General features: G+C 56.6%; 15 protein-coding genes and 1 tRNA gene. 4 read left to right on the forward strand and 12 right to left on the reverse strand.

The window, feature by feature from the left end; translation table 11 throughout:
- Nucleotides 1-51 precede the first annotated feature (51 nt).
- Nucleotides 52-1,203 carry a tyrosine-type recombinase/integrase gene (locus Fuma_RS32210; RefSeq protein ID WP_218922343.1) on the forward strand — a complete coding sequence of 384 codons (1,152 nt, stop codon included), beginning with the start codon at nucleotides 52-54 and terminating at the stop codon, nucleotides 1,201-1,203.
- Here the strand turns inward: Fuma_RS32210 and Fuma_RS32215 are convergent.
- From Fuma_RS32215 to Fuma_RS32225, 3 genes are all read right to left on the reverse strand, one after another.
- Nucleotides 1,172-1,244 (reverse strand) — tRNA-Asn (locus Fuma_RS32215). The genes Fuma_RS32210 and Fuma_RS32215 overlap by 32 nt on opposite strands.
- A gap of 208 nt (nucleotides 1,245-1,452) precedes the next feature.
- Nucleotides 1,453-2,508, reverse strand: coding sequence for an ABC transporter permease (locus Fuma_RS32220; protein WP_077027728.1), 1,056 nt, complete (start codon nucleotides 2,506-2,508; stop codon nucleotides 1,453-1,455).
- Nucleotides 2,509-2,702: 194 nt separating this feature from the next.
- A complete protein-coding gene (locus Fuma_RS32225; RefSeq protein WP_077027729.1) occupies nucleotides 2,703-4,472 on the reverse strand; it encodes an OmpA family protein in 1,770 nt (589 codons plus the stop codon).
- A gap of 516 nt (nucleotides 4,473-4,988) precedes the next feature.
- On the opposite strand from Fuma_RS32225, the gene Fuma_RS32230 reads away from it, so the two are divergent.
- Complete coding sequence (locus Fuma_RS32230) at nucleotides 4,989-6,104, forward strand: SMP-30/gluconolactonase/LRE family protein (RefSeq protein ID WP_077027730.1); 1,116 nt, start codon at nucleotides 4,989-4,991, stop codon at nucleotides 6,102-6,104.
- Between the two features lie 233 nt (nucleotides 6,105-6,337).
- Here Fuma_RS32230 and Fuma_RS32235 read toward each other — a convergent pair whose 3' ends face one another.
- The 3 genes from Fuma_RS32235 to tdh form a co-directional block, all read right to left on the reverse strand.
- Complete coding sequence (locus Fuma_RS32235; protein WP_077027731.1) at nucleotides 6,338-7,699, reverse strand: DUF58 domain-containing protein; 1,362 nt, start codon at nucleotides 7,697-7,699, stop codon at nucleotides 6,338-6,340.
- Nucleotides 7,696-8,655: an AAA family ATPase gene (locus Fuma_RS32240; RefSeq protein ID WP_077027732.1), complete on the reverse strand. Its 960-nt coding sequence runs from the start codon at nucleotides 8,653-8,655 to the stop codon at nucleotides 7,696-7,698. The genes Fuma_RS32235 and Fuma_RS32240 overlap by 4 nt, the downstream gene beginning before the upstream one ends.
- A gap of 89 nt (nucleotides 8,656-8,744) precedes the next feature.
- Nucleotides 8,745-9,767, reverse strand: coding sequence for an L-threonine 3-dehydrogenase (gene tdh / locus Fuma_RS32245; protein ID WP_077027733.1), 1,023 nt, complete (start codon nucleotides 9,765-9,767; stop codon nucleotides 8,745-8,747).
- 190 nt (nucleotides 9,768-9,957) lie between these two features.
- On the opposite strand from tdh, the gene Fuma_RS32250 reads away from it, so the two are divergent.
- Both Fuma_RS32250 and Fuma_RS32255 read left to right on the forward strand, forming a co-directional pair.
- Nucleotides 9,958-10,551: a helix-turn-helix domain-containing protein gene (locus tag Fuma_RS32250; protein ID WP_077027734.1), complete on the forward strand. Its 594-nt coding sequence runs from the start codon at nucleotides 9,958-9,960 to the stop codon at nucleotides 10,549-10,551.
- Nucleotides 10,552-10,566: 15 nt separating this feature from the next.
- Complete coding sequence (locus Fuma_RS32255; protein ID WP_077027735.1) at nucleotides 10,567-11,163, forward strand: PSP1 C-terminal domain-containing protein; 597 nt, start codon at nucleotides 10,567-10,569, stop codon at nucleotides 11,161-11,163.
- Between the two features lie 28 nt (nucleotides 11,164-11,191).
- Here Fuma_RS32255 and Fuma_RS32260 read toward each other — a convergent pair whose 3' ends face one another.
- From Fuma_RS32260 to lptB, 6 genes are all read right to left on the reverse strand, one after another.
- The gene (locus Fuma_RS32260) at nucleotides 11,192-12,127 is read right to left on the reverse strand and encodes a protein kinase (protein WP_077027736.1); all 936 of its coding nucleotides are present in this window, start codon (nucleotides 12,125-12,127) and stop codon (nucleotides 11,192-11,194) included.
- A 38-nt stretch (nucleotides 12,128-12,165) separates the two neighbouring features.
- Complete coding sequence (locus Fuma_RS32265; RefSeq protein WP_077027737.1) at nucleotides 12,166-13,986, reverse strand: 30S ribosomal protein S1; 1,821 nt, start codon at nucleotides 13,984-13,986, stop codon at nucleotides 12,166-12,168.
- A 257-nt stretch (nucleotides 13,987-14,243) separates the two neighbouring features.
- Complete coding sequence (locus Fuma_RS32270) at nucleotides 14,244-15,170, reverse strand: DNA integrity scanning protein DisA nucleotide-binding domain protein (RefSeq protein ID WP_077027738.1); 927 nt, start codon at nucleotides 15,168-15,170, stop codon at nucleotides 14,244-14,246.
- Between the two features lie 99 nt (nucleotides 15,171-15,269).
- Entirely contained in the window at nucleotides 15,270-19,673 is a 4,404-nt protein-coding gene (locus Fuma_RS32275; RefSeq protein ID WP_218922344.1) for an outer membrane protein assembly factor BamB family protein, read from the reverse strand.
- 22 nt (nucleotides 19,674-19,695) lie between these two features.
- A complete protein-coding gene (locus Fuma_RS32280; RefSeq protein WP_077027740.1) occupies nucleotides 19,696-20,205 on the reverse strand; it encodes an acetolactate synthase in 510 nt (169 codons plus the stop codon).
- A gap of 124 nt (nucleotides 20,206-20,329) precedes the next feature.
- Nucleotides 20,330-21,094, reverse strand: a complete 765-nt coding sequence (gene lptB / locus Fuma_RS32285; RefSeq protein ID WP_077027741.1) for an LPS export ABC transporter ATP-binding protein — start codon at nucleotides 21,092-21,094, stop codon at nucleotides 20,330-20,332.
- Nucleotides 21,095-21,131: the final 37 nt, after the last annotated feature.

Below are 21,131 nucleotides of genomic sequence, written 5' to 3' on the forward strand. Positions count from 1 at the left end.
CTTCGGTTTCGTGATCACGAACAGAGGCAACGGTCCGTGTGGCTCGGAAAAATGTCGAGACGATCAGCGGATACGATTCTGAGGCATGTCTCGGAGTTGGTGCACGCCCTCAAGGCCGGTGTTCGACCGGAAGCCGACTCTGTGAAGTGGGCTCAATCATTGGATGGTCGGCTGAGGTCTCGGCTTGCTGCATGCGGACTTGTTCATTCTGAGGACACCCACCGTAAGCAGGAACAGTGCCGACTTCTTGGTCCCTTCATCGATCGGTACATTGAGGAACGGACGGACGCCAAGCCGTCAACCATCACGAACTACAAGCACGCCAAGCGATGGCTCGTGCAGTTCTTCGGCAAGGACAAGCTGCTGATCGATGTGACGCCGGCGGATTGCGATCGGCTGCAGCGGTTTCTGACTGACGGTGACAGGTTGGCTGCCAGCACGGCGGAAAAGATCCTCAAGCGAGCCAAGACGATGTTCCGCCACGCCGTGCGGGACCGTCTACTCGAAGAGAACCCGTTCGCAGACCTGAAGATTGGCTCAACGGTAAACCGCGACCGCGATGCCTACATTTCGCGACCGCTTGCAGCGGCAGTCATGAAAGCCTGTCCCGATGACAACTGGCGGGTGATATTTGCACTCGCAAGATTCGGTGGAATGCGAACGCCGAGTGAGGTTCTCAATTTGGCGTGGGAGGATGTTGACTGGAAGCAGTTGCGGCTGCGGATTGATTCGCCCAAGACGGGGTTCCGCACGTGTCCCCTGTTTCCTGAGTTGCTGCCGCTGCTAAAAGCTGCGTGGAAAGCCAACGGCGGGCATTCACGGTGGGTTGTGAATGAGTACCGCAGTTCCGAAAAGAACCTCCGTACCCGCATGCGGCGAATCATTGAAGACGCTGGCCTCGAAGCATGGCCAAAGCTGTTCGTGAACCTTCGAGCGTCCCGACGAACCGAGCTGCAGGAGGAGTTTCCGGACCACGTTGTGAACTCGTGGCTGGGCCATAGCAGTCGCATCGCCGAGAAGCATTACCTGCAGGTAACGCCGGATCACTGGGAGAAAGCAATCGGCGGTAACATCTGTGCAAATCCCCAGGCATCTACGCCACTTTTGGCGCATAAAAAACAGGAAATCCGCCGCCCTGAGGGTGACAGATTCCCTGTGATTTCACGTCTAGCTCCCCCACTTGGACTCGAACCAAGGACCTAGCGGTTAACAGCCGCTCGCTCTACCAACTGAGCTACAGGGGAATGTTGTTTTTTGAAGAACCGTCCCCCAATCTGGTGAACGCCTTCAAGCATCGGGAAGTTATCGCGACGGGCCGATCAGTTCAAGCCTGAATCGACAGGATCTGATCAGCGGGAACGTCTCACCTTCCGATTGAGAGAATTTCGGCCGATATTACCTCGCGACTTCACTGAATTCGGCAGAATCGAAGGTCGGAAGGACCAGGCTGGTCTACGAACCCGCGGTGGGAGTCGCCGGGGCGGACGTGGGGTTCCAGAACAGTCGCAGCAACCAGCGAGACAGCCGGAATGCTGAACTGCGTTCTGCTTCCTTCCCGTACTTCCAGCGGAATAGCCAGCATTGAATCACGTACAGCAGTTGATCAATTATCCACGCGACGAGCGGGATCGTGAGAATGATGATCATCGTGTATTCTGTGACACTGCGCCGGCGAGCAATGTTCAGCAAAAATCCGAGTCCGCCTGCTCCGTCGCCTTCGTGCATGAATTCGACCAGCATGATGTACCCGAACGCCAGCCCAAACAGGACTCGCAGCGAATTAAACACCATCGGCATCGCCAGCGGCACCAGCACTTTGAAGACAATTTGCATCGACGACGCACCCAGCGTGAGCGCCGTTTCGACGTATCGCTGAGCCACCTCACTGACGGCGTCGATGGTGTCGGCGATGATGAACGCCACGCAGGCGATGAAGATAAACATGTATTTCTGAGTTTCGCCGGTCCCAAACAGTGCCAATGCCAGCGGGATTAGAGCGGCGATCGGAATGTTGCGGCCAAACAGAACCAGCGGCGCGAAGAAGTTACGTGCAATCGGAAAGCAACCGGCCGCCACACCGATCGGGATGCCAATGACGACGGCCAGCGCGAACCCCACGATGACTCGCTTCAGTGACACGGCGGTGTTGTCCCAGATGTGCCTTTCCGGGCTCTTCGAATCCAGGACTTCCGGCAGTCGTTCCCACGTTTCGGGGATCGACGGTAATTGATTGTGTCCCAGCAGGCGTTCTTCGCCTGAACCACTTGTGGTGAAGCCCCACAGGATGACGCAAATGAACAGGCAAAATGCCCCGGCGGCGAGTGCCAGCCAGCGAGGTGGTTCTTTGCGGAGACCCACCAGCGACGTTGGAACCGGAGTTTGTTCGGCGATCGTCAACGCCGGCTGACTGGGACCGGGGGACGATGGGCGGCTTTCCAACGGCTTGGCCCCAGACGCTGGGGTAGCGTCTGTTGCGTCATCAGGTTGGTTTGGGGATTTGTCAGGCATAGTGGGGCAGCATGCTTAATGTCGCTGAGGTCGGCCGGACAGACACGTCACCGAGTTGTTGCCACTTTGGTGCTCGGGAGTGAGGAGATGATATTGACCTGCAGTCGGGATCGCCCGGGGTGCTCGTGTTTCAGCGCCGTGCGATCGACGTCTGAAGAACGCAACTCGGGCGAGCCGCTGCGGATCGGAATGCGTTATTCCGATTCTGCCGTAAAGACGCGAATTTCGACGCGACGGTTTTTGGCGTTGTTGCCGGGGTCGTTGGGATCAGCCGGACGGTCCCAGCCGACTCCGGACGCATTAAACTGATTTGGGTCGAGCTGATATTTCTCGACTAAGGCTTCCTTCACAGCATTCGCTCGATTTGCAGACAGCTGTTTCACCAGTTCATCGTCGGGCAGTAGCGGCTTCATCGATGCATCAGTGTGTCCTTCGATGAGGACTCGGGCGGCCCCGAAGCCAGCTACGAGATTGGAAATTTCTTCCAGCACGAAGTCCACATTCGGGTCATACAGTTCTTCCACTTCCGTGCCGTCGTCCTTTTTGCGAATCACTTTGTGCTTGAGATCGTGGCGGTTAGGAGCAAAGTGGATGATGACGGTGTTGCTTAATACTTCGTCAGATTCAGCAACGATCTCACTGGTGGCTTTCGGCGCGAATGCGACGCGGTACTCGTTTTTCTGCGACGCATATTTTTCTTCCTTGGCCAGCTTTTGCAGGATGCTGAAGTCGACGACCTTGTCGAACGAAACGGGCTGGTGTTGCACGGAACGAATGCGGCGATAGATGTAGTACGCCTGGTTCCAGACCGATTCAAAACGAGCCGGGTTGTTCTGGTTCATGAAGAAGTCACGATTCTCTGCGAAGTTGGTCCAGTGAGCGTCGCCCAGCATTCCCAGGCATTCATCCTTGGGAATGGCGTAACCCTGAGCCATCCACTCCGACACTTTTTGCTTTTCGCTTTGGTCCTTTAGTGACTCCATCGAATCGAAGATGCCGCGAACGATACCTTCAACAAGGTCCGGGTGTTCGCTGGCAAAGTCGGCTCGAGCATACCACACGTCGGCGATCAGTTTGTTGGCTGTCTGCGTGTTGACCAGCATGCGGTTGCCCTTTTGTTCGGACAGCGTGTAGATGTCCGGAGCCCAGGACACGCAGGCGGCGATGTCTTTATTGGCGTTGAAGGCAGCGGCGGCTTCAAAGGCATCGTTTAGATAGACGAATTCAACGTCTGTCGGCTGCAGACCGCCAGCGACAAGCATGCTGAGTCCGAAATATTGCGAAGGCGAATTCTGGGCCAGAGCGATCTTCTTGCCGCGCAGATCTTTAACGGTTTTGATGTTGTCTCGAACAACGATACCGTCGCCGCCGTTTGACCAGTCCACCTGCTGAAAAATCCGCGGCATGACGCGACTGTCGCGCGGCTTGCCTGACTTGTCGACAAAGCCTTCCATGAACAGCGGCAGCATGTCGACGGTGGCCCAGCCGATGTGGTAATCACCGGCCGCGTACGCGTCTCGCATGTCAACCGGATTGTCGGCCAGGATAAGCTGCACCTTGAACTCTTTGCCATCCGGCGTCTTCCAGATTTTTTTGGCTGCAAAGCCTTCATTCGCGTGAATGATCGGAGCCCAGCCGGCCCAGATATTGAGCGCGAAGCTAACCGTGTTGTCTTCCAGTGGCTTGTAGGCGGCTGTGCCCTTGACGGCAGGAAGGCGTTCGGCCGGAACGTAGCTGTATTCCTGAACAGTGGTGACAATGTCGTCGCTGGATGCTTCGGCCGCGGTATCGCCGACGTTCAGCTTGTCCGGGTCGAGCGTCAGCTCGTCACCGTCGCCGTCTACAACGTCGGGCTTGGCATTGTCGCCGAAGAAACCGGCTCGATTGCCAGCAAAGTAAACTAAACCGCCAACCACAGCTAAAACTGCTAGATAAAACGCGGCTGTTGGACGTCCACCTGACATCTGTCGAACTCCTCACTTAGTAACAACGGGGGTGTCGCTTTGGACTGGGGTCTTAGGCACAGTATCGCGAAACGCAGGAATTCCGCAATCGGATCAAAAAAGTTTGAATTTTGGTCATGGCGCTGTATCAGGCAGCGGTGCTGAGGTGTCTCATCAATCACCAATTCGCCGGCGAGGCACGTGGACTGAATTACGGACGACTTTCCTGATCAGAAAATTGCCGCGTCACAAGCTGCGGCCAAAAAGTGTGGCGCGAATCTCCGAGTCGTAGGCGGACATAAGGAAGCTCCCGTTAGCCTGTGTGGGCGGCCCTTACTTGATCTTGCTTCGCTCGATTGCCCCTTCCGCAATAACCTGCGGGAAACGTGTCTTCGTCAGCTATTCAACCAACATACCACGATGGCTGGCAAACTCGCTGCCGTCCACGCTTTTTCCTGACCGGTCTTTTGCTATCGTATTTGCCGACATCAATCTCGCACCAATGCGGTTTGCCACGAGTAGCCACCGGAGCATTTTATGACCTCGACCGACGACAATTCACGGACTGGTACAAATCGAAGAACCTTCCTCGCCGCCACCGCCGCGGCTGCTGCGTTCGCGGCCTCAAGGTTGCAGGCTGACGATGACTATAGCGACACCGCTCCGCCAGTTCGCTATCCCGATCATCGATTGGTCACTCTTGACGAACGCTTTAATAAGCTGAAGCTTGGCAATACGCCGATCCAGCGGCTGTATCACAGCAAAGAAATGCTATGGGCAGAAGGCCCCGCGTGGAACGGTTCGGGCCGGTATCTGGTGTGGAGTGATATTCCTAACAACGTGCAGCACCGGTGGCTGGAGGAAGACGGGCACGTCAGCACGGTTCGGAATCCGTCCTACAACAGCAATGGCAACACGTTCGACTTTCATGGTCGCCAGATTTCCTGCGAACACCTGACTCGCAGCGTTGTCCGCTACGAACATGATGGAACTCGCAACGTGCTGGCCAGCGAATTCAACGGCAAGTCGCTAAACGCCCCCAACGATGCCGTAGTGCATCCGAACGGCGATATCTGGTTTACGGATCCAGGTTATGGTGGCTTAATGGACTATGAAGGCCGCAACGCCAACAACGGCTCCGTCCAGCCGTATCAAAAGGAAGCGGTTTACCGCATTGAATCGTCGACCGGGAAGCTGACTCAGGTCACCACCGACATCTTCAAGCCGAACGGGCTGTGCTTTTCGCCTGACTATAAGAAGTTGTATGTCGCTGATACCGGCGCGTCTCACTACAAGGATGCAAAGAAGGAGATCAAGGTCTGGGACATCGTGAACGAAAAGTCGCTGGCCAACGGCCGAACGTTCGCCTCCATGGATTTGGAACTCAACGGCGAAACCGTCGCTGGTATGGCGGACGGGATTCGTTGCGACATTGACGGCAATGTCTGGTCGAGTGCCGGTTGGGTGGGCCAGGGCTATGATGGCGTTCACGTGTTCGGTCATGAGGACGGTCAGCGCATTGGTCAGATCCTGCTTCCGGAAATCTGCAGCAACGTCTGCTTCGGCGGCTCAAAACGAAATCGCCTCTTCATGACTGGCAGCACATCGTTGTACGCCGTCTACACCAATATCCGCGGTGCTCATATTACATAAGCGGGAGCATGTGCCAGGTCCACGTTCGGGTGAGAGCGTCGGACCCGGACGACTACCAATTCGGGTGCTTGTTACACGACAGGTACTGGTCTCGTTGGTCGCTAATGACAGTCGCTCCGCTCACAAGTCCAAACTCCATTGCTCGCCGGCGCTCACCCGAATCAACGCCGGCGATTCAGCCGTCACATCGTCACCCACTGACCACGCCAATCGCCTGCCGGTGCGTACCGGCCTTACATGAGGTTGCGCATTTTGATGGTGAGGTATTCGTTGATGAGTCGTTCGGTGAGGAGATCGGGGGGTGTGTCGACCATCAGCACGCCGTTCTCGCGCATCGTGGCGACCTCTTGAGCCTGCCCGGTCAGAATTTGGGCGGCGGCCGATGTGTGGAACGCTTCAACATCAGAATCGGGGATTCGGTCGGCCATTTCTTTCAATCCCACGTCCTGCAACAGGACGCACATGGGCAGGTATGGCAGTGAACGAAGTTGCAGGCTTTCGCCAATGACACGTAGCTGAAGTTCGTCCGTGACAAACGTGATCAGGATCACGAGGGCTCGCTTGCGCTGCACCTTGGAAAGATATTCGAGGGCCAGGCTGTAGTCGGCCGTTTTGGTGCTGGCTTGAATGTCATAGGTGGACCGCAGAATAGTTTGGATGCCCGGCTTGCCGCGAACCGGCCTGATGAAACGTTCGATGCGGTTGGAAAACGCCATCAGTGAAACGTTGTCGCCCTGGCCGAGTGCGATGTATGACAGCATGATGGCCGAGTTGAGGGCTCGATCCAGGTACGAGATGCCGTCCGTTTCGTTTCGCATGAAGCGGCCGCAGTCGACCATCAGGACGATGTTCTGATTGCGTTCTACATTGAATTCACGCGTGATGAGTTGTCGTTGTCGAGACGTGGCCTTCCAGTCGATCTGCCGGATCTCGTCGCCGTAGCGGTATTCGCGAAGGCGTTCGAATTCACGGCCCTGCCCCGGCATTCGCATGACTCGAACACCGATTTCGGCCAGACGGTTGCGACTGGCCATCAGTTCGTACCGGTACACGGCTCGAATATCAGGATAGATGCGAACGGCGGTTTCCAGCGGCCGTATCTGATGCCGCGTCCACAGGCCCAGCACGGTTGGAAAACGGAGGTGCACCGCCTGCAGTTTGGCTGCGCCTCGTTTGAGTGGTGCCACGGTGTAAGTGACTTCCGCTTCCTTCCATGGTTGAAGGTCAACTTCCTGCGGCATCCGTTCCGTTTCGATCAACGGGCCTGGATCGTCGTGCACAAGCACTTTCAACGGTCGACGTGATTTGTTGCGAAGCAGGATCTTTGAAGGATTCGGCGTGCCGACACTCAGCACCTCTGAGATCTCGCGATCGACTTCGATGTCGTCCGGTGAACCACTGATCAGCACGTCGACTCCGGCCACGATGACGAGCACGACGTTTAGCAGCAGCGCAATGTCCGCGACCGTTCGGCCGGACAGATCCAGTGCGCCGAGCCCCGGCAGGCGATCGGAGAAGACGTCTTCCACGCCCCCCAATAGCAGCGGCGTCGTCAGCAGAAGAGCCAACAGGATCAGCAGCCGCGACGGAATCATGACTTTGGCGCCTCAACGCTGTCCATGATCTGCCGAATGGTTTCGTCCGCCGTACTGCCTTCAATTTCGGCTTCCGGCCGCAATCGCAAGCGATGCCGCAGCACCCACGGAGCCAGTTCTTTGATGTCGTCCGGTGTGACAAAGTCACGACCTCGGCAGGCCGCCAGCGTGCGAGCCGCAATCAGCAGGTTCACGCCGGCTCGCGGGCTGGGTCCAACCGTGACCGACCCCCAATCGCGGGCCGTACTGACGATGTCGACGATGTAGGTGAGGATTTTTTCTTCAACAATGACCTGCTTCACCGCTTCCTGAATCGCGATCACATCTTCGGCGTGAAGAATCGATTCGAGGCCGAAGTCGGCCAGATGTCGCGGATCTTTTCCACCGGAATAATGCCGCAGAATATCGACCTCATCCGCCGTCGACGGATAGTCGACCAGCAGTTTGAACATGAACCGGTCGACCTGAGCTTCCGGAAGTGGATACGTTCCTTCGTGTTCAATTGGGTTCTGAGTTGCGATGACCAGAAACGGTCGGTCCAGCACGTGCGTGGTGCCATCTACGGTGACCTGCCGTTCCTGCATCACTTCCAACAGCGACGCCTGAGTCTTCGGCGGCGAGCGGTTGATTTCATCGGTGAGTAGAATGTTGGTGAAGACCGGTCCTTTGTTGAACCGAAACTGCTGTTCCTTCATGTCATAAATGCTGTGGCCTGTCAGATCCGACGGCATCAAGTCGGGCGTAAACTGAACTCGGTTGAAATTGCAGTTCACTGTTTTCGACAGCACGTTCACCAACAGCGTTTTCCCGAGACCCGGCGGGCCTTCGATTAAAACGCTGCCTTCAGAAAACAGGGCGACCAGCACGCCTTCGACGAGTTCCATTTGCCCGACAACGACTTTTCCGATTTGCTCAATAGCGGAATTAAAAACACGGGAGACGTTTGAGAGTTCCATCGCGGTTCCACGGCAGGTGTGTCGAAAATCGAATAGCCCGTAGGGTAGCGGAACTGCTGGGCAAATCAGAGCGTAAGAGAATCAGATCTCTACCATTTCAGAACAACCTTGCCGGACTCACCGGAACGCATTGCCTGAAAACCGTCTTCAAAATCGGTGTAGTCCATGCGATGCGTGATCACCGGGCTGATGTCCAGGCCGCCCTGCAGCATCACCGTCATTTTGTACCACGTTTCGTACATTTCGCGGCCATAGATGCCCTTAATGGTCAGCATGTTAAAGACCACTGTGTTCCAGTCGATGGCCATATCGCTGGACGGAATACCCAGCATGGCGATCTTCCCACCGTGGCACATGTTGGCCAGCATGTCGCGGAAGGCCGACGGGTTGCCCGACATTTCCAGTCCCACATCAAAGCCTTCCGACATGTTCAGCTCTTTCTGCACGTCTTCCAGTTTCTCTTTTCGCACGTCTACCGTCCGCGACACACCCAGCTTTTCGGCCAGCTTTAGCCGCCATGGATTCACGTCCGTGATCACCACATGCCGAGCTCCCGCATGACGCACCACGGCGGCTGCCATTAAACCAATCGGCCCCGCCCCCGTGATTAAGACGTCTTCTCCGAGTACTGGAAACGACAGCGCCGTGTGAACCGCGTTGCCAAATGGATCGAAGATTGAAGCTGTGTCGCGGTCGATGTCGTCCGCATGATGCCATACGTTGGTCATCGGTAGAGCGATGAATTCCGCAAAGGCACCCGGCCTGTTGACGCCGATCCCTTCCGTCTTCGCACACAGATGACGCCGCCCCGCCAGGCAGTTACGGCATCGTCCGCACACGACGTGGCCTTCGCCGCTGACGACTTCACCCGGATGAAAATCCAGTACGTTGGAACCTACGGACACGACTTCGCCTACGAATTCGTGTCCGACGACCATCGGCACGGGAATGGTTTTCTTCGCCCAGTCGTCCCATTCATAGATATGCACGTCTGTCCCGCAGATCCCAGTGCGATCGACTTTGATCAGCACATCATTGACACCGCAGATGGGCTCAGGCACGTCTTCCAGCCACAGCCCCTGTTCTGATTTTCGTTTGACTAATGCCTTCATGGATAATTCCTGTGGTGTTCGTGCGCCGAATCAGAAGTCTTGTTTGGTTGAGGAACAAGCCGCACTAAGCCGGGTGATCTGAATAGGAATCTCCGCTGCTTCGTGCTGGATAGTGAACGTTGTGTCCGTTATAGTAAATTTGTGTTTTCTGTTATACAAGATGAATTGTGCATAATGATGGATTTTTCCAATGTCGAAAGCAAAGCCTAGTGCGCCGGACGTATCTGCGGAAGACGTGAGCCGGAACGTTTGTCAGCGGATTCGTCAGCTGCGGCAGGATTCCGGCTGGTCCCTTGACGTATTGTCTCAGGCGTCTGGTGTGAGTCGTTCGATGTTGAGTCAGATTGAGCGCGAGCAGGCGAATCCGACGCTGGCAGTGACGGTGAAGATCGCGTCGGCGTTCGGGATGTCGGTCGGTGATCTTGTGGAGCAAAGTCACACGGTACCCAATATTCGAGTGATCCGGGCCGACGATCGCACGCACATGTTTCGCGAAGACGATGATTGTTCGATCAGGACGTTGTCGCCGCTAAATCTGGAAAAGGACGTGGAATTTTACGAAGTGCGTCTCGCTGTCGGCGGCGAGCTAAAGTCTGCCGCTCATTTCGAAGGAACGCGCGAGTTCCTGACTGTGCAGAAGGGAAATGTGCAGGTAACATCGGCAGAAGAATCGTCGGATCTGCAAAAAGGCGATTCTGGAAGCTATCGCGCGGACGTACCTCATGTGCTTCGGAACATGGGACGCAGCGAAGCGATCATTTTTCTGGTGGTGATTTATCGGTAAGTTTGAGGTTGCAGTATGATTAGCCAAACGCCTTCAGAGACTGCTTCACCTGAGGAATCGGCCATCGATGATCCGCCCTTCTGCACGGTCCTTGGCCGCTACGGAGCTGCACCACAGGTTGCTCGGTTCGGAGTTTCTGAGTTGCTGCATGCAGATGTTCGCGGCAAGCTGGTTCGTGGCGTTGAATTCGTTGCCGAAACTGACCGCGGTCCGGAGTTGATCACGCTGCTGGAGATCGTGCGGCAGGAAGTGATCGCGGAAGAGAAGCCTGTCACCGGCCAGATGCTGCGACTGGCGTCCGACGACGACCGGAAGGGTCATCGTGAAAACCGTCAGAAGGCCGATGTTGAATTCTTCGACTGGCAACAGCGGCTGGCTGACTGGCAACTGCAGTTGCAACTTATCGATCTTGAATGGACTCTGGATCAGCAGCAAATCATCCTCTACGTTCTGAACGGTCAGGACGCAGAAACGACTCGACTGGCACTTCTGGCAGCGGCAGCGGGATTGGGCATTATTCATGTGCAACCGGTCGCGGCCGAAGGCGTGATTCAGGCGACTGGTGGAGGTGGTTGCGGTTCGGGAGGCTGTGGGTCTGGCGGCTGCGGGTAGCTGCGGCCGCAAATGATTGCGATGTGCGTCAGCGGTTCAGAAACGCAACAAGAGCCAAAATCGCAGCCAGGGCAATGGCTATAACGATCGCGATCGTCCTTGTCGACGATGTGGCCGGTTGAGGTTCCGTCGGCGCGGCGTGGCTGGTTTCATTGGTTGTTGGTTCATCAAACAACTCATCTACAAGTGAGCGATGGTTCAGATGTTGGCCTTCGCGGTGGTCCACCATCTCAATCTTTTCGCCCGATACCTGCAGCAACATGTCTCCCAGGCGGCCTTGGATATCGCGAGCCAGCAGGTCGGCCGCCGGGTGTTGCAAATCCTTGATCAGGGCCGTCATCGCCGTCACCTGATCTGGTTCCACGTTCTGCATGGTCTCGGGAGACAGGGAATGAAACACGGCTTCGAGGATATGGCCGAAGTCTGTTAAGTCGTGGATTGCTCTTTCCGCGAACGAAGGTTCAACAGGATCCTCCGAATTTGCCGCAGCGATCCAGCGATGCAAACCGAACCCCATGACCTTGCTACGAATTTCGTCGGACACTGAGACCAGAGAAGTCGTCAGGTGACCATGAGTGATGCCGACGTTGTGAGCATGCTGAAGAGCGGATGCGATCTGCCAGCCGAGATCAATAAATTCGTCCCATGTGATCGTCGCATTGACTGCTAGGCGATCTGCGAGCGAACAGCCGGGTGGGTATTCGGCAACGTAGTACAGCAAACCACCTTCTTCACCCCATGAGATTGGGCTTAGCAAGTGCGGGTGGTGCATTGTTTTAAGACTGGGCTGGTCTTTCCGGAAGGCCGCGCGAAACTGGGGTGAGTCAGAGACGTCTTCGTCAAACAGGATAAGCCGCACGTGCGTTTCGTTGCCTTTACGCTGAGCGCGATAGGCAACGAACGCATCTGTGTGGTCGTCTTCAGCCAGCAGCTCATAACCATCAATCGTGTGGCTGGCTGCCATTGTTGTTCCTCAAACGTGCGGGGTTCGTGAGGGAGCGTCTAGGTGAAGTCCGACGGATTGCCGAACATGCCACCGCCGTCTTTTGAGCCGCCCATACCACCGCGAAGATCCGGATTCGGTTTGCGGACGGGGCGAACTTCTTCTTCGGCTTCGGCCTTGCGGATCGACTCCGGCTTCTGTTCCAGAGCTTTCAAAGAGAGGCTCACTCGCTTGCGTTTGGGGTCGACTTCCAGAACCTTGAATTCCTTCTCATCACCGACCTTCAGCACTTCGCCGACACTACCAACGCGGCGCCAAGCCAGTTCGCTGATGTGAACAAGGCCTTCGACACCGGGTTCCAGTTCAACAAACGCACCGAAATCGGTGATGCGAGTGACTTTTCCGGGCACAACTCGTTCCGATGGATACTTTTCGTTCAGGCCCATCCACGGGTTCTGCACGAGTTGTTTCATCCCGAGACTGATGCGGCTTTTTTCTTTGTCGACTTTCAGTACTCGCACCTGAATCTGCTGACCTTCTTTCAGCACTTCGTTGGGATGGTTGATTCGCGACCATGAGATCTCACCGACATGCAGGAAGCCATCGATCGGTCCAAGGTTGACGAACGCTCCGTAATTTTTCAGCGTCTTGACGGTGCCTTCGTAGTCCTGGCCAACTTCAAGCGTTTCCCAGAATCCGGCTTGCTGCTCTTTACGTTCCGCTTCCAGAATGGCTCGCCGGCTGACGACCAGATTCCGTTTCTTCGGCTTAACTTCTGTGATCTGCACGGTCAGTTTTTGACCGACGTACTGGTCAAGGCTGGCAACGTAACCAAGATCAACCTGGCTGGCGGGCAGGAAGCCCTTCAGGTTGCTGACGGTCACCTGCAGACCGCCTTTGTTGGTTGCGGTCACCATGCAGTCAACCACCTGGCCCACGGCTAAGCCGTCCCAGTTGCCCCCGGTTTTGCTCTTCGCCGTCGGCAGACGAGCTCGAAACAATCCGTCGTCGTCAATGTCGTCAACGATGACGGTTAGCGAATCGCCGACCTTTGGCTGCTTATCCGGCGCGAACTGCTTGGAAGACACGACAACATCAGACCGTAGTCCGGCGTTGATGAAGATGTCGTCGCCATGAATGTGCTGAACCGGGCCCGTGATCTTTGATCCCAGTCCGACTTCTTCTTCAGCCTCAGCTTTCGCGGGTGCTGCGACCGCTTCGCCGTCGGCCGTTTCCGCTGGTACCACAGCGGCGGCTGGCGGTGCCGTTGATGCCGCTTCGTCGTCACCCAGAGCGGATGCGATTTCTGCTTCCAGAGCGGCATCCAGGTCATCGTTCTCCGGCAGATCTACGGGCTGGATGTTGGTGGGGATTTCCGGACGTTGAGTCTGCAGGTCGACGTTGCCGACTGGTTTCTCTGAATTGCGCGACGCAAGTTTTTCGCGAAGTGTCTTGGTCGATTGTTCCGTGCTGGCTTGTTCCGCGGGGGCTTCCGGTGCGGAATCGGCCGGAGCGGTTGTGGCCGCCGGGGCGCTGGCACCAGGTTCTGCCACGGGCTGGCTATCGGTCGGTGTTTCTTCCGTTGGGGCGACCGGCTGAGCAGGCGCTGCTTCCGCAGGTGCCATACCGGCGGCGGCCAGTGTTTCGGCAACGGAAGGTGTTGGTGAAGTTTCGGCCGTCGCGGCAGGGGCAACGGGGGCGGTTGGCGGCGGCGTTGCGGGTTGCGGCGACACTGGCTGCGGTTCTGTGCCTGCCGCTGGAGCTTCTATCGGCCGCACTTCCTGTGCACCCGGAGCGTTGTCCGGGCCTCCCGTCGGCGTATCGCCTTGAGGTTTTGTAGTCGCGTCGTGTGGTGGCTGTTGCTGTTCGTCGGTGGGCATCGTCCGAGATCCTGTTTGGCCGCATCAACCAAACGGATGCGGTCCCTGTTTCAGTGGCTCAATGGAACCACATCTGCAAACTTCAAAAAACAATCAGAGGGTTATTGGAACCGCCTGAAGTACTGCCTGAGGATATCGGAACAGCGCCCCATTCGCCACTTGCTCGCACAGGTTATTGACGAAATCCCATTCCGCCCCGAACGAGTGGCCGCGCAGTCGCCTGGCCGTGCCAATTGAGGCGGAAATTGTCGGGACTCTTACGTTTCTGGCGGCTCAGTTTCGAAGTCGGTCCACTTCATATTGGAATTCATCGGTTCAATACGGAGAACGACCTTCCCATCCTGGAAGACTCGCACCGTTCCGGTAGATTCTGATACGGCCACAGCGATTGCGTCGGTCGCCTTGCTGATTTCTGCGGAGGCCCAATGCCGGGAGCCGAGCCCCTTTGACAGAACGATGTCATCAGCAGACGCTCGCAAGTGTCGGCCGGCGGCCTGGACGACGCCATCCGCCGAAATGATGAAGGCTCCGTCAATCTGAGCCAGTTCCTTAATGCTCTCGCGAACTCGCGGGCTGCGGATCAGCCGTTCGGATCGTGCGTATCCTCGAAATGGATCGTGCACTTGTTCCTGTGACAGGCTCATGACCTTGCGATGGTTGCCCACGACAAACAGTGTGCCGACGGACTTGCCTTCACGCCCTTCGCGCCCGATTTCACAGGCCAGGTCGACCACGATTCGCAATGTTTCCAACGGCACCTGAGTTTCCAGACGCTGCAGGTCGCGTGACGTGAGTTTGGCAAGTTGCTCGGCCAGGCGAATCACACTGATCGTGTCGCAGCTATCTTTTTCGTACGACGAATACACCGCGACGACGACATCGCCCGACTGCAGTAACTCGTCCGCGATGGCTTCCAAAAGCATCTGGGAAACCTGAGTTCCCCTTGTCTGAGGTTCGTGTTCCAGTGAGATGAGAGAGATTTCGTCGGCCTTGACAGCTTCCTGCACATGAGGCTCTTCGGCGGCAACGATCAGTCGGATGCCCCTGAGCATCTTCTTCATCGTCTTGAAGTTAAACGCAACATCGGCCAGCACAATAATCGCGGTAGCAGACTCCAGGTCTGCGAGTCGTCGGGCCGACTTCAGGACGTTTTCGAACTGCTGATTGAGCTTTTTTCGCTTCATTCAGCGAGTGTAAGCTATGCGGTCACGCGGTCAACGGATGACGCCATCGCATTCTGCCAATTAGCCGGTCATTTGTTCTATCGGCCGCCGTGACGTCGGTCATTCGTCGTACTGAACAGTGATCTCAGACATCGCCGTTTCGATTTTAATCGTCTGGCTGTCGGCATCATGTACGCACCGCAAGGGTTCTGACCGCGTGAGGTGTTCCTGTTTGGCGACCTGCTGGCCCGTTCTGCCATCGATGACACGCAACGTCATGGACCCTTTCGAGCCCGCTGTTTGGGGGTCGCCGTTCGGGTTTCGAAGTTGTCGGAAGTCGCGTTCCCACCCGCGCTCCGCTGGATCTTTAAAGCTCCACATAATCATCAAGCTGGTTGTATCGCCGTAGATGGCTGGCACCACTGCATCCTCAGACGGCATCGACCAGAGCAGTGCTCCAGTCTGCGAATTGAGACAAAGCAGCGTGCCGCCGCTCGTCCGCGGTTCGCCCATCCGGGACATAGACAAAGACGAACCGGATCTGTGGCCTTCGTGTGGGATTTCTACAAACAGCCGACCGTCTCGCTCGAAGGCACTTAAACTCCCCTTCGGTTCCAAATTTGGTGGGAAATCGGGCACTTCGCACTGCCACTCGACGCTCGCTGATTCGATGTTGAACATCACGACCTTGAGGTCAGGCGTCAACACCACGACTCGACGGTCACGCAGCAGTCGAGCACCGCTGGACGGTCGCACTTTCACGTCGGGTTTGTCGGCCAGCACGTTACGTCCGGACAGCAGGTCCAGCAAAACCAGAGCTTCATCCTGCGTGAATAGCAGGCGTCGCCCCGAAACCAGCGGGGTTTGATCTTGCGGGATGGCAACTGTCAGCGGTTCAAGTTCGCGACCGTCGAGGGTGCGAAAACGCTGGCACGTTTGGTGCGACTCACCGATGACCGCGATCACTTCGTCGTCGCCAACGATTCGAATGGCTGATCTAAAGTGACTCGGTTCACTCGGCGATTGAGTGATGCGGCGTGTCCACAGCACGTTACCGGTAAAAGGGTGCAGGCACTGCAGTGTGTCGGCTGTCGCCACAATCAAATAGCCAGGGCCGAGCGGACCCACCTGCAGTTCGGACCGATCCGACAAAGCTCGCTGAATCGTTTTCGACCAGATTACTCCTGGGCCACCATGTTCTAAAAGTGACAACACGCCGATAGTGTCCGACTGATGTGCCGACTCTGGCGCCACCAGTGGAATCAGGCCAGGCATGGCATCGCCGTCTTCGATTTGCACTGCCTTGGTGAACTCAGGAAGTTTTTGGGGCGGTGCGACGGCTCCGGTTGCCATATCGACACGAAACAACCGCTGCCCCGATAGAAACAGTCGCTGCGGATACCAGGCAGGAGTGTCCACCGCAGAATTGGCTGTCGCGACGACGGACCCTATGGCCCGGTTTCCGATCACGGAAAGTGCGTCCTGCTGAGTCAAGCCGGTCGCACGTGCGGTGAGCGATAGTCGTTCTTCGATTTTGAAATTGCGTTCGGCACTGAGATCTGAAAATGCGTCACTGCTCGTCCGTGCGGACTCATTTTCTGTACTTTTCTGGACTTCAGGTTTCGATAAGTCGCTTTTGGGTGAGCCGGATATTGCCGCAACATGTCTCAGGCTCTGCAGCTCTTTCATTAGCAGCAAACGATCTGATGTGCTGGCATGCCCAAACGCCGCCAGCAATACCAGTTCGGCGGCCGAAGTTTGTTCCGTATCTCGCAACGATTTTGCGAACTCAATCTGCTGCTGTGTCGATCCGGCTTGCTTCGGAAACAAAATCGCCTGTTCGATGCGCTGAAAATCGCCCTGCCCTGTAACTTTCACAGGTGCCGTTTTTTTGGCCTGGTCCGGTGCAAGGTTCATCCACGTCAGCACGTCGGCTCGCGCACTCCAGTCTGGTAACATTTTTAGCAGGGGCAAACGGTCGACAGCATCCGTGCTGACCGGATGGGCGGCTTCAGGAGCCAGGATTTTGAACCGCAGAGCCTGGTTCGTTGTCAGTGGCAGACGATTCAGTTGATCCATTGCATCCGTCGGAACGGCAACGCCTTCAGAGACCGCTGGAAGGAATTGCTGGCGGGCGATCAGTCCCAACAACGTTTCTGCCAGCAGGTCGGCCGCCTGGCGATTGGCGTCCGAGTTAATTGCGGAATTCGTAGCGTATTGAAGAAGAGCCTGTAGCTTTTCGATTCCAAGCTGCGTGTGTGAATCGAGCAAATCCAACTGTGCATCTGTGAAGGTTCTGCCATCGGATCCCTGCATGGAACTCTGACGCCGCCGAAATTGTACCGTCGGCATCACTCTGACGGATGTTGGCGTGATGGCACAGATTACGTCCGCATCGGAGACGAGGGCGCCCAGCGACGCTGGCTGATCCTGCCCGAAAATTTCACGATGTGACATTCGGCGGCGTCCCGTCGCAACGTCGAATCCCGCGATTGTGCCGTCACGTTGCGGGACCAGGCACACCGTGCCATCACAGGTTGCTCGCCCCGTTTGCGGTTGAATCGGTTGAGTCCAGATCTGCTGTCCATCGGCAACATCCAGGGCGCGAATATGACGTTCTCCGATCATGACCAGATGCTGGTCAGTAGCGGCAACCGGGTAAGAATCCTGACTACCTTCTTCCGCGCCAAACCCTGTTGTTGTCCGGTCGACCTGCCAGACAATCTGTCCGGTTTGTGAATTCAGGCAATGTACGAGATCGCTTCCACTGGTGGCGCAATACAGACGACCATTGGCGAGCAACGGTTGGGAATTCACACCCTCGTTTCGTTTTCTGAAGGCTATGATCAGCATCCGGCGGCGGTCGTGTGGGGTGGCTGGGGCATCACGCAGGTTAGTCGCCCAAAGAAGGCGTCCATCCAGAACATTCGTGCCCACGACGACGCCGTTTTTTAACGCAGAAATTATCGTGGTTCCGTCGATGCCGCAGACGGACGCTCCGACAGGCGTTTGTTGTTGAAATATGAAGCGACCGCTTCGTCCGAGGTCTGAACCATGCTGGTATAACAATGGCCGTTGCCATTCGATGCGTCCGGTCGACCTTGTGAGGCAGCTTAACCAGATGACTTCGGAATCGGCGGAGAGCACAAACAGGCGTCCTTCGTGAATCAGCGGGATGCCTGAAAATGACTGATTGCGAAATGGCAATTCCGCGTCCTGTGACTCGGCGACGCGGGCGGCGTCCGCCTTATGATCGGGTGAACTGGTTTCCGATTGAGCGGGCGTCAGTTGATATTCAAAATGCGGCGCGTCACCCGCCGTCCATGCCACGTGCGGCGACGGCGAGAATCTAATCGCCACCAACCGCGTGCCACCATCGCGATTCCATTCGGCGGGGTTCAGATTTCGTGGGTCGGCCGGCGGAACAAGATTGCGAAAGCGGTCGACGAAGAATACGTAGTCGTCGTCGACGGCCAGTGTGCCGAGGTCACTCATCTTCAGCAGGCTGGCGGCCGACGTACGTTGCATCGCCCCTGGGTAGTTGAAGTTGCGGCTTAACGGATCCGCGACTTCCGCCATGTCTGTCTGCACAGACCACTTCAGCGTCCCGGCCAGCTTATCAAATGCGGCGACACGAAAAGGTGTGCGTACGTACAATGTGTCGTTCAGCAACGTCGGCTGCCATGAATTGCTTGCCAGCTTGTCATAGTTTTCCGGAAGATCGCTGCCAGCCACGACAGCGGCCAGTTCAGGATAATTCCATACGGACTCGCGCCACGTCCACAAGGATTCCGGCCAGGGCTGGGCCAGGCCAGGTGACGTCTCGCCCGATTCACCTGCCATCCTCGACGCGGCGGCGGTGTTCGCGTTCCCCAGCCGATCGACCTGAAGCGCCAACGTCGTCAGTGTTTCTGCTGTCGGAAAACTGACGCGAGTTTGGCCGTAGCTTTCGTTAAGCGCCGCCAGGCGTGCTGCCGCCAGATCTCGTTGCCCGTTGCTGGCGGCTAACGTTGCGCGAGTTACGTCGGCCGTAAACGCGGATTGCGTGAATGGAAAGCTGAGTGCCACCGAGCGAAGTTGAGACATTTCGCCACTTGCCACGGCAGCGTCCAATGCGGGGCGGGCGAGTGATTCTGCGGTTTTTGTCCATTCCGCGCGCGTTGCGTAGTCGGCTTTACGCAGTAGTTCGAAGGCTGATGACCAGGTCGCAGCCAATGGGCGATCAGGGTGCACGGGCAGAAAGTTATCGTGCGGCTGAGCGAAAATCTGCAGCAACGCTGCAAACGCAGCGGGGCGGTCATTCTCGGCTAACCGAGCGGTGGCAGCTGCCAGCAGCCGAGCGTCCTGCTGAGACTGAACAAGGCTCTGTCCCAGAAACTCAGTGGGGCCGTGCGGGTGGCGGACGTCCGGTGTGTCCTTTGCGACGGCGTCGCCTGCAAGCCAGGCGATCAACGACAGAGTCAGCAGGCGAAACGCAGTGACTGCGAATCGTCTCCCAGCGCCGTGCGCCGTCGAGTCACTCAACGGATGTCGATACTGTTGATGGCTACCCATACAAATCGTCGTATTCCATCAAGTCGTCTTCGGTCACAAATTCGTGTTTACGTTCCTTCAGGACTCGCAACGCTTCGTCCACATTATCCACATAGACGGCCACGGCTCCACGGCCATTGCGGCGATACATCAGCGGGTACACATAGTGAACGTTTAATTCGGCGGCCATCAAGCTACCACACACGCTTGTATGAGGCTGTTCACGATCTGGCAGCATCACGCCAATCACTTCTGTTTCGCAGAAGGCCAGGCCGGAAAGCTGAAGAGTCTCCAGTGTGCGTTCATAGTTGTTGGTAATCAAACGCGCAATAGCGCTGTCGGCCGAATCGAGAATCGTCAGTGCCATGATCTTCAGATCATCGTGTTCAACACGCCTCAACAATTCGTGCAGCGATCCCACTTTGTTTTCGAGGAACACGACAAACTGCTGCAGACACGGCCAGTCCCGACCGCGCGAAGTCATGGAATCGACAGCTTCATCGTCGCCGAAGGAGGAGCTCATCAGTTACGTCTTTCGTTTGGTTCTACAGCGTTTCACGCTGACTTGTGGCCGCGGAAATCGGTTTTGGTCCTGCGTGGGCCGGTTCCCACGAGCCAGAACCGTCCACACCAAAACGTGTATTGCTTTAAGCTGACTTACGGAACGTGTCTCGGCCGTCAATAATCGAGCCGGCATCGAACCGTCTGCCAAAGTAGCTTTCGATCGCTCGTTCGTCGTTTAATACCGTTTCTGCACTGCCGGACACCAGCACCTGCCCGGCACAGATGATGTAACTGCGATCGGTGATCGTGAGCGTTTCACGTTCGCGGTGGTCTGTCAGCAGGATGGCAATGCCTTTGTCTCTGAGGCCATGAATAATGTCCTGAATGCTATGAATTGTGACCGGGTCGATCCCTGTGAAGGGTTCATCCAGTAGCAGGATCTGAGGGTCGCTGGCCAGCGATCGAGCGATTTCCAGGCGGCGGCGTTCTCCCCCCGACAACGAACCGGATCGTTGAGCTCGTTTGTCCAGCAGGCCGAATTCGCTAAGCAACTGTTCGATGCGCGCTTTCGATGCCTTCCGACCGACGTTAAGAAATTCCAGAATGGCCAGAATGTTTTCTTCTACTGACAGCTTGGCAAAAATGCTGGAATCCTGAGGCAGGTAACCGAGTCCCTGCTTGGCTCGCTGATACATCGGCCAGTCAGTCACATCCTGCCCTCGCAGGAAGACTCGCCCTTTTGTCGGCGCCGCCAAGCCGCAGGCCATGCGAAACGTGGTGCTTTTGCCGGCACCATTGGGCCCCAGCAGGCCCACAATTTCTCCCTTGTTGACGTTAAAGTCGACTCCATCCACAGCTCGTTTGCCGGGATAGTCTTTGACCAGTCCTTTACACTGCAACAGCGCCATCAGAGAATCCTTTCCGATGCTTTTTTGTGCCCGTCCG

This window comes from Fuerstiella marisgermanici (assembly GCF_001983935.1).
Taxonomy (GTDB): Bacteria; Planctomycetota; Planctomycetia; order Planctomycetales; family Planctomycetaceae; genus Fuerstiella; species Fuerstiella marisgermanici.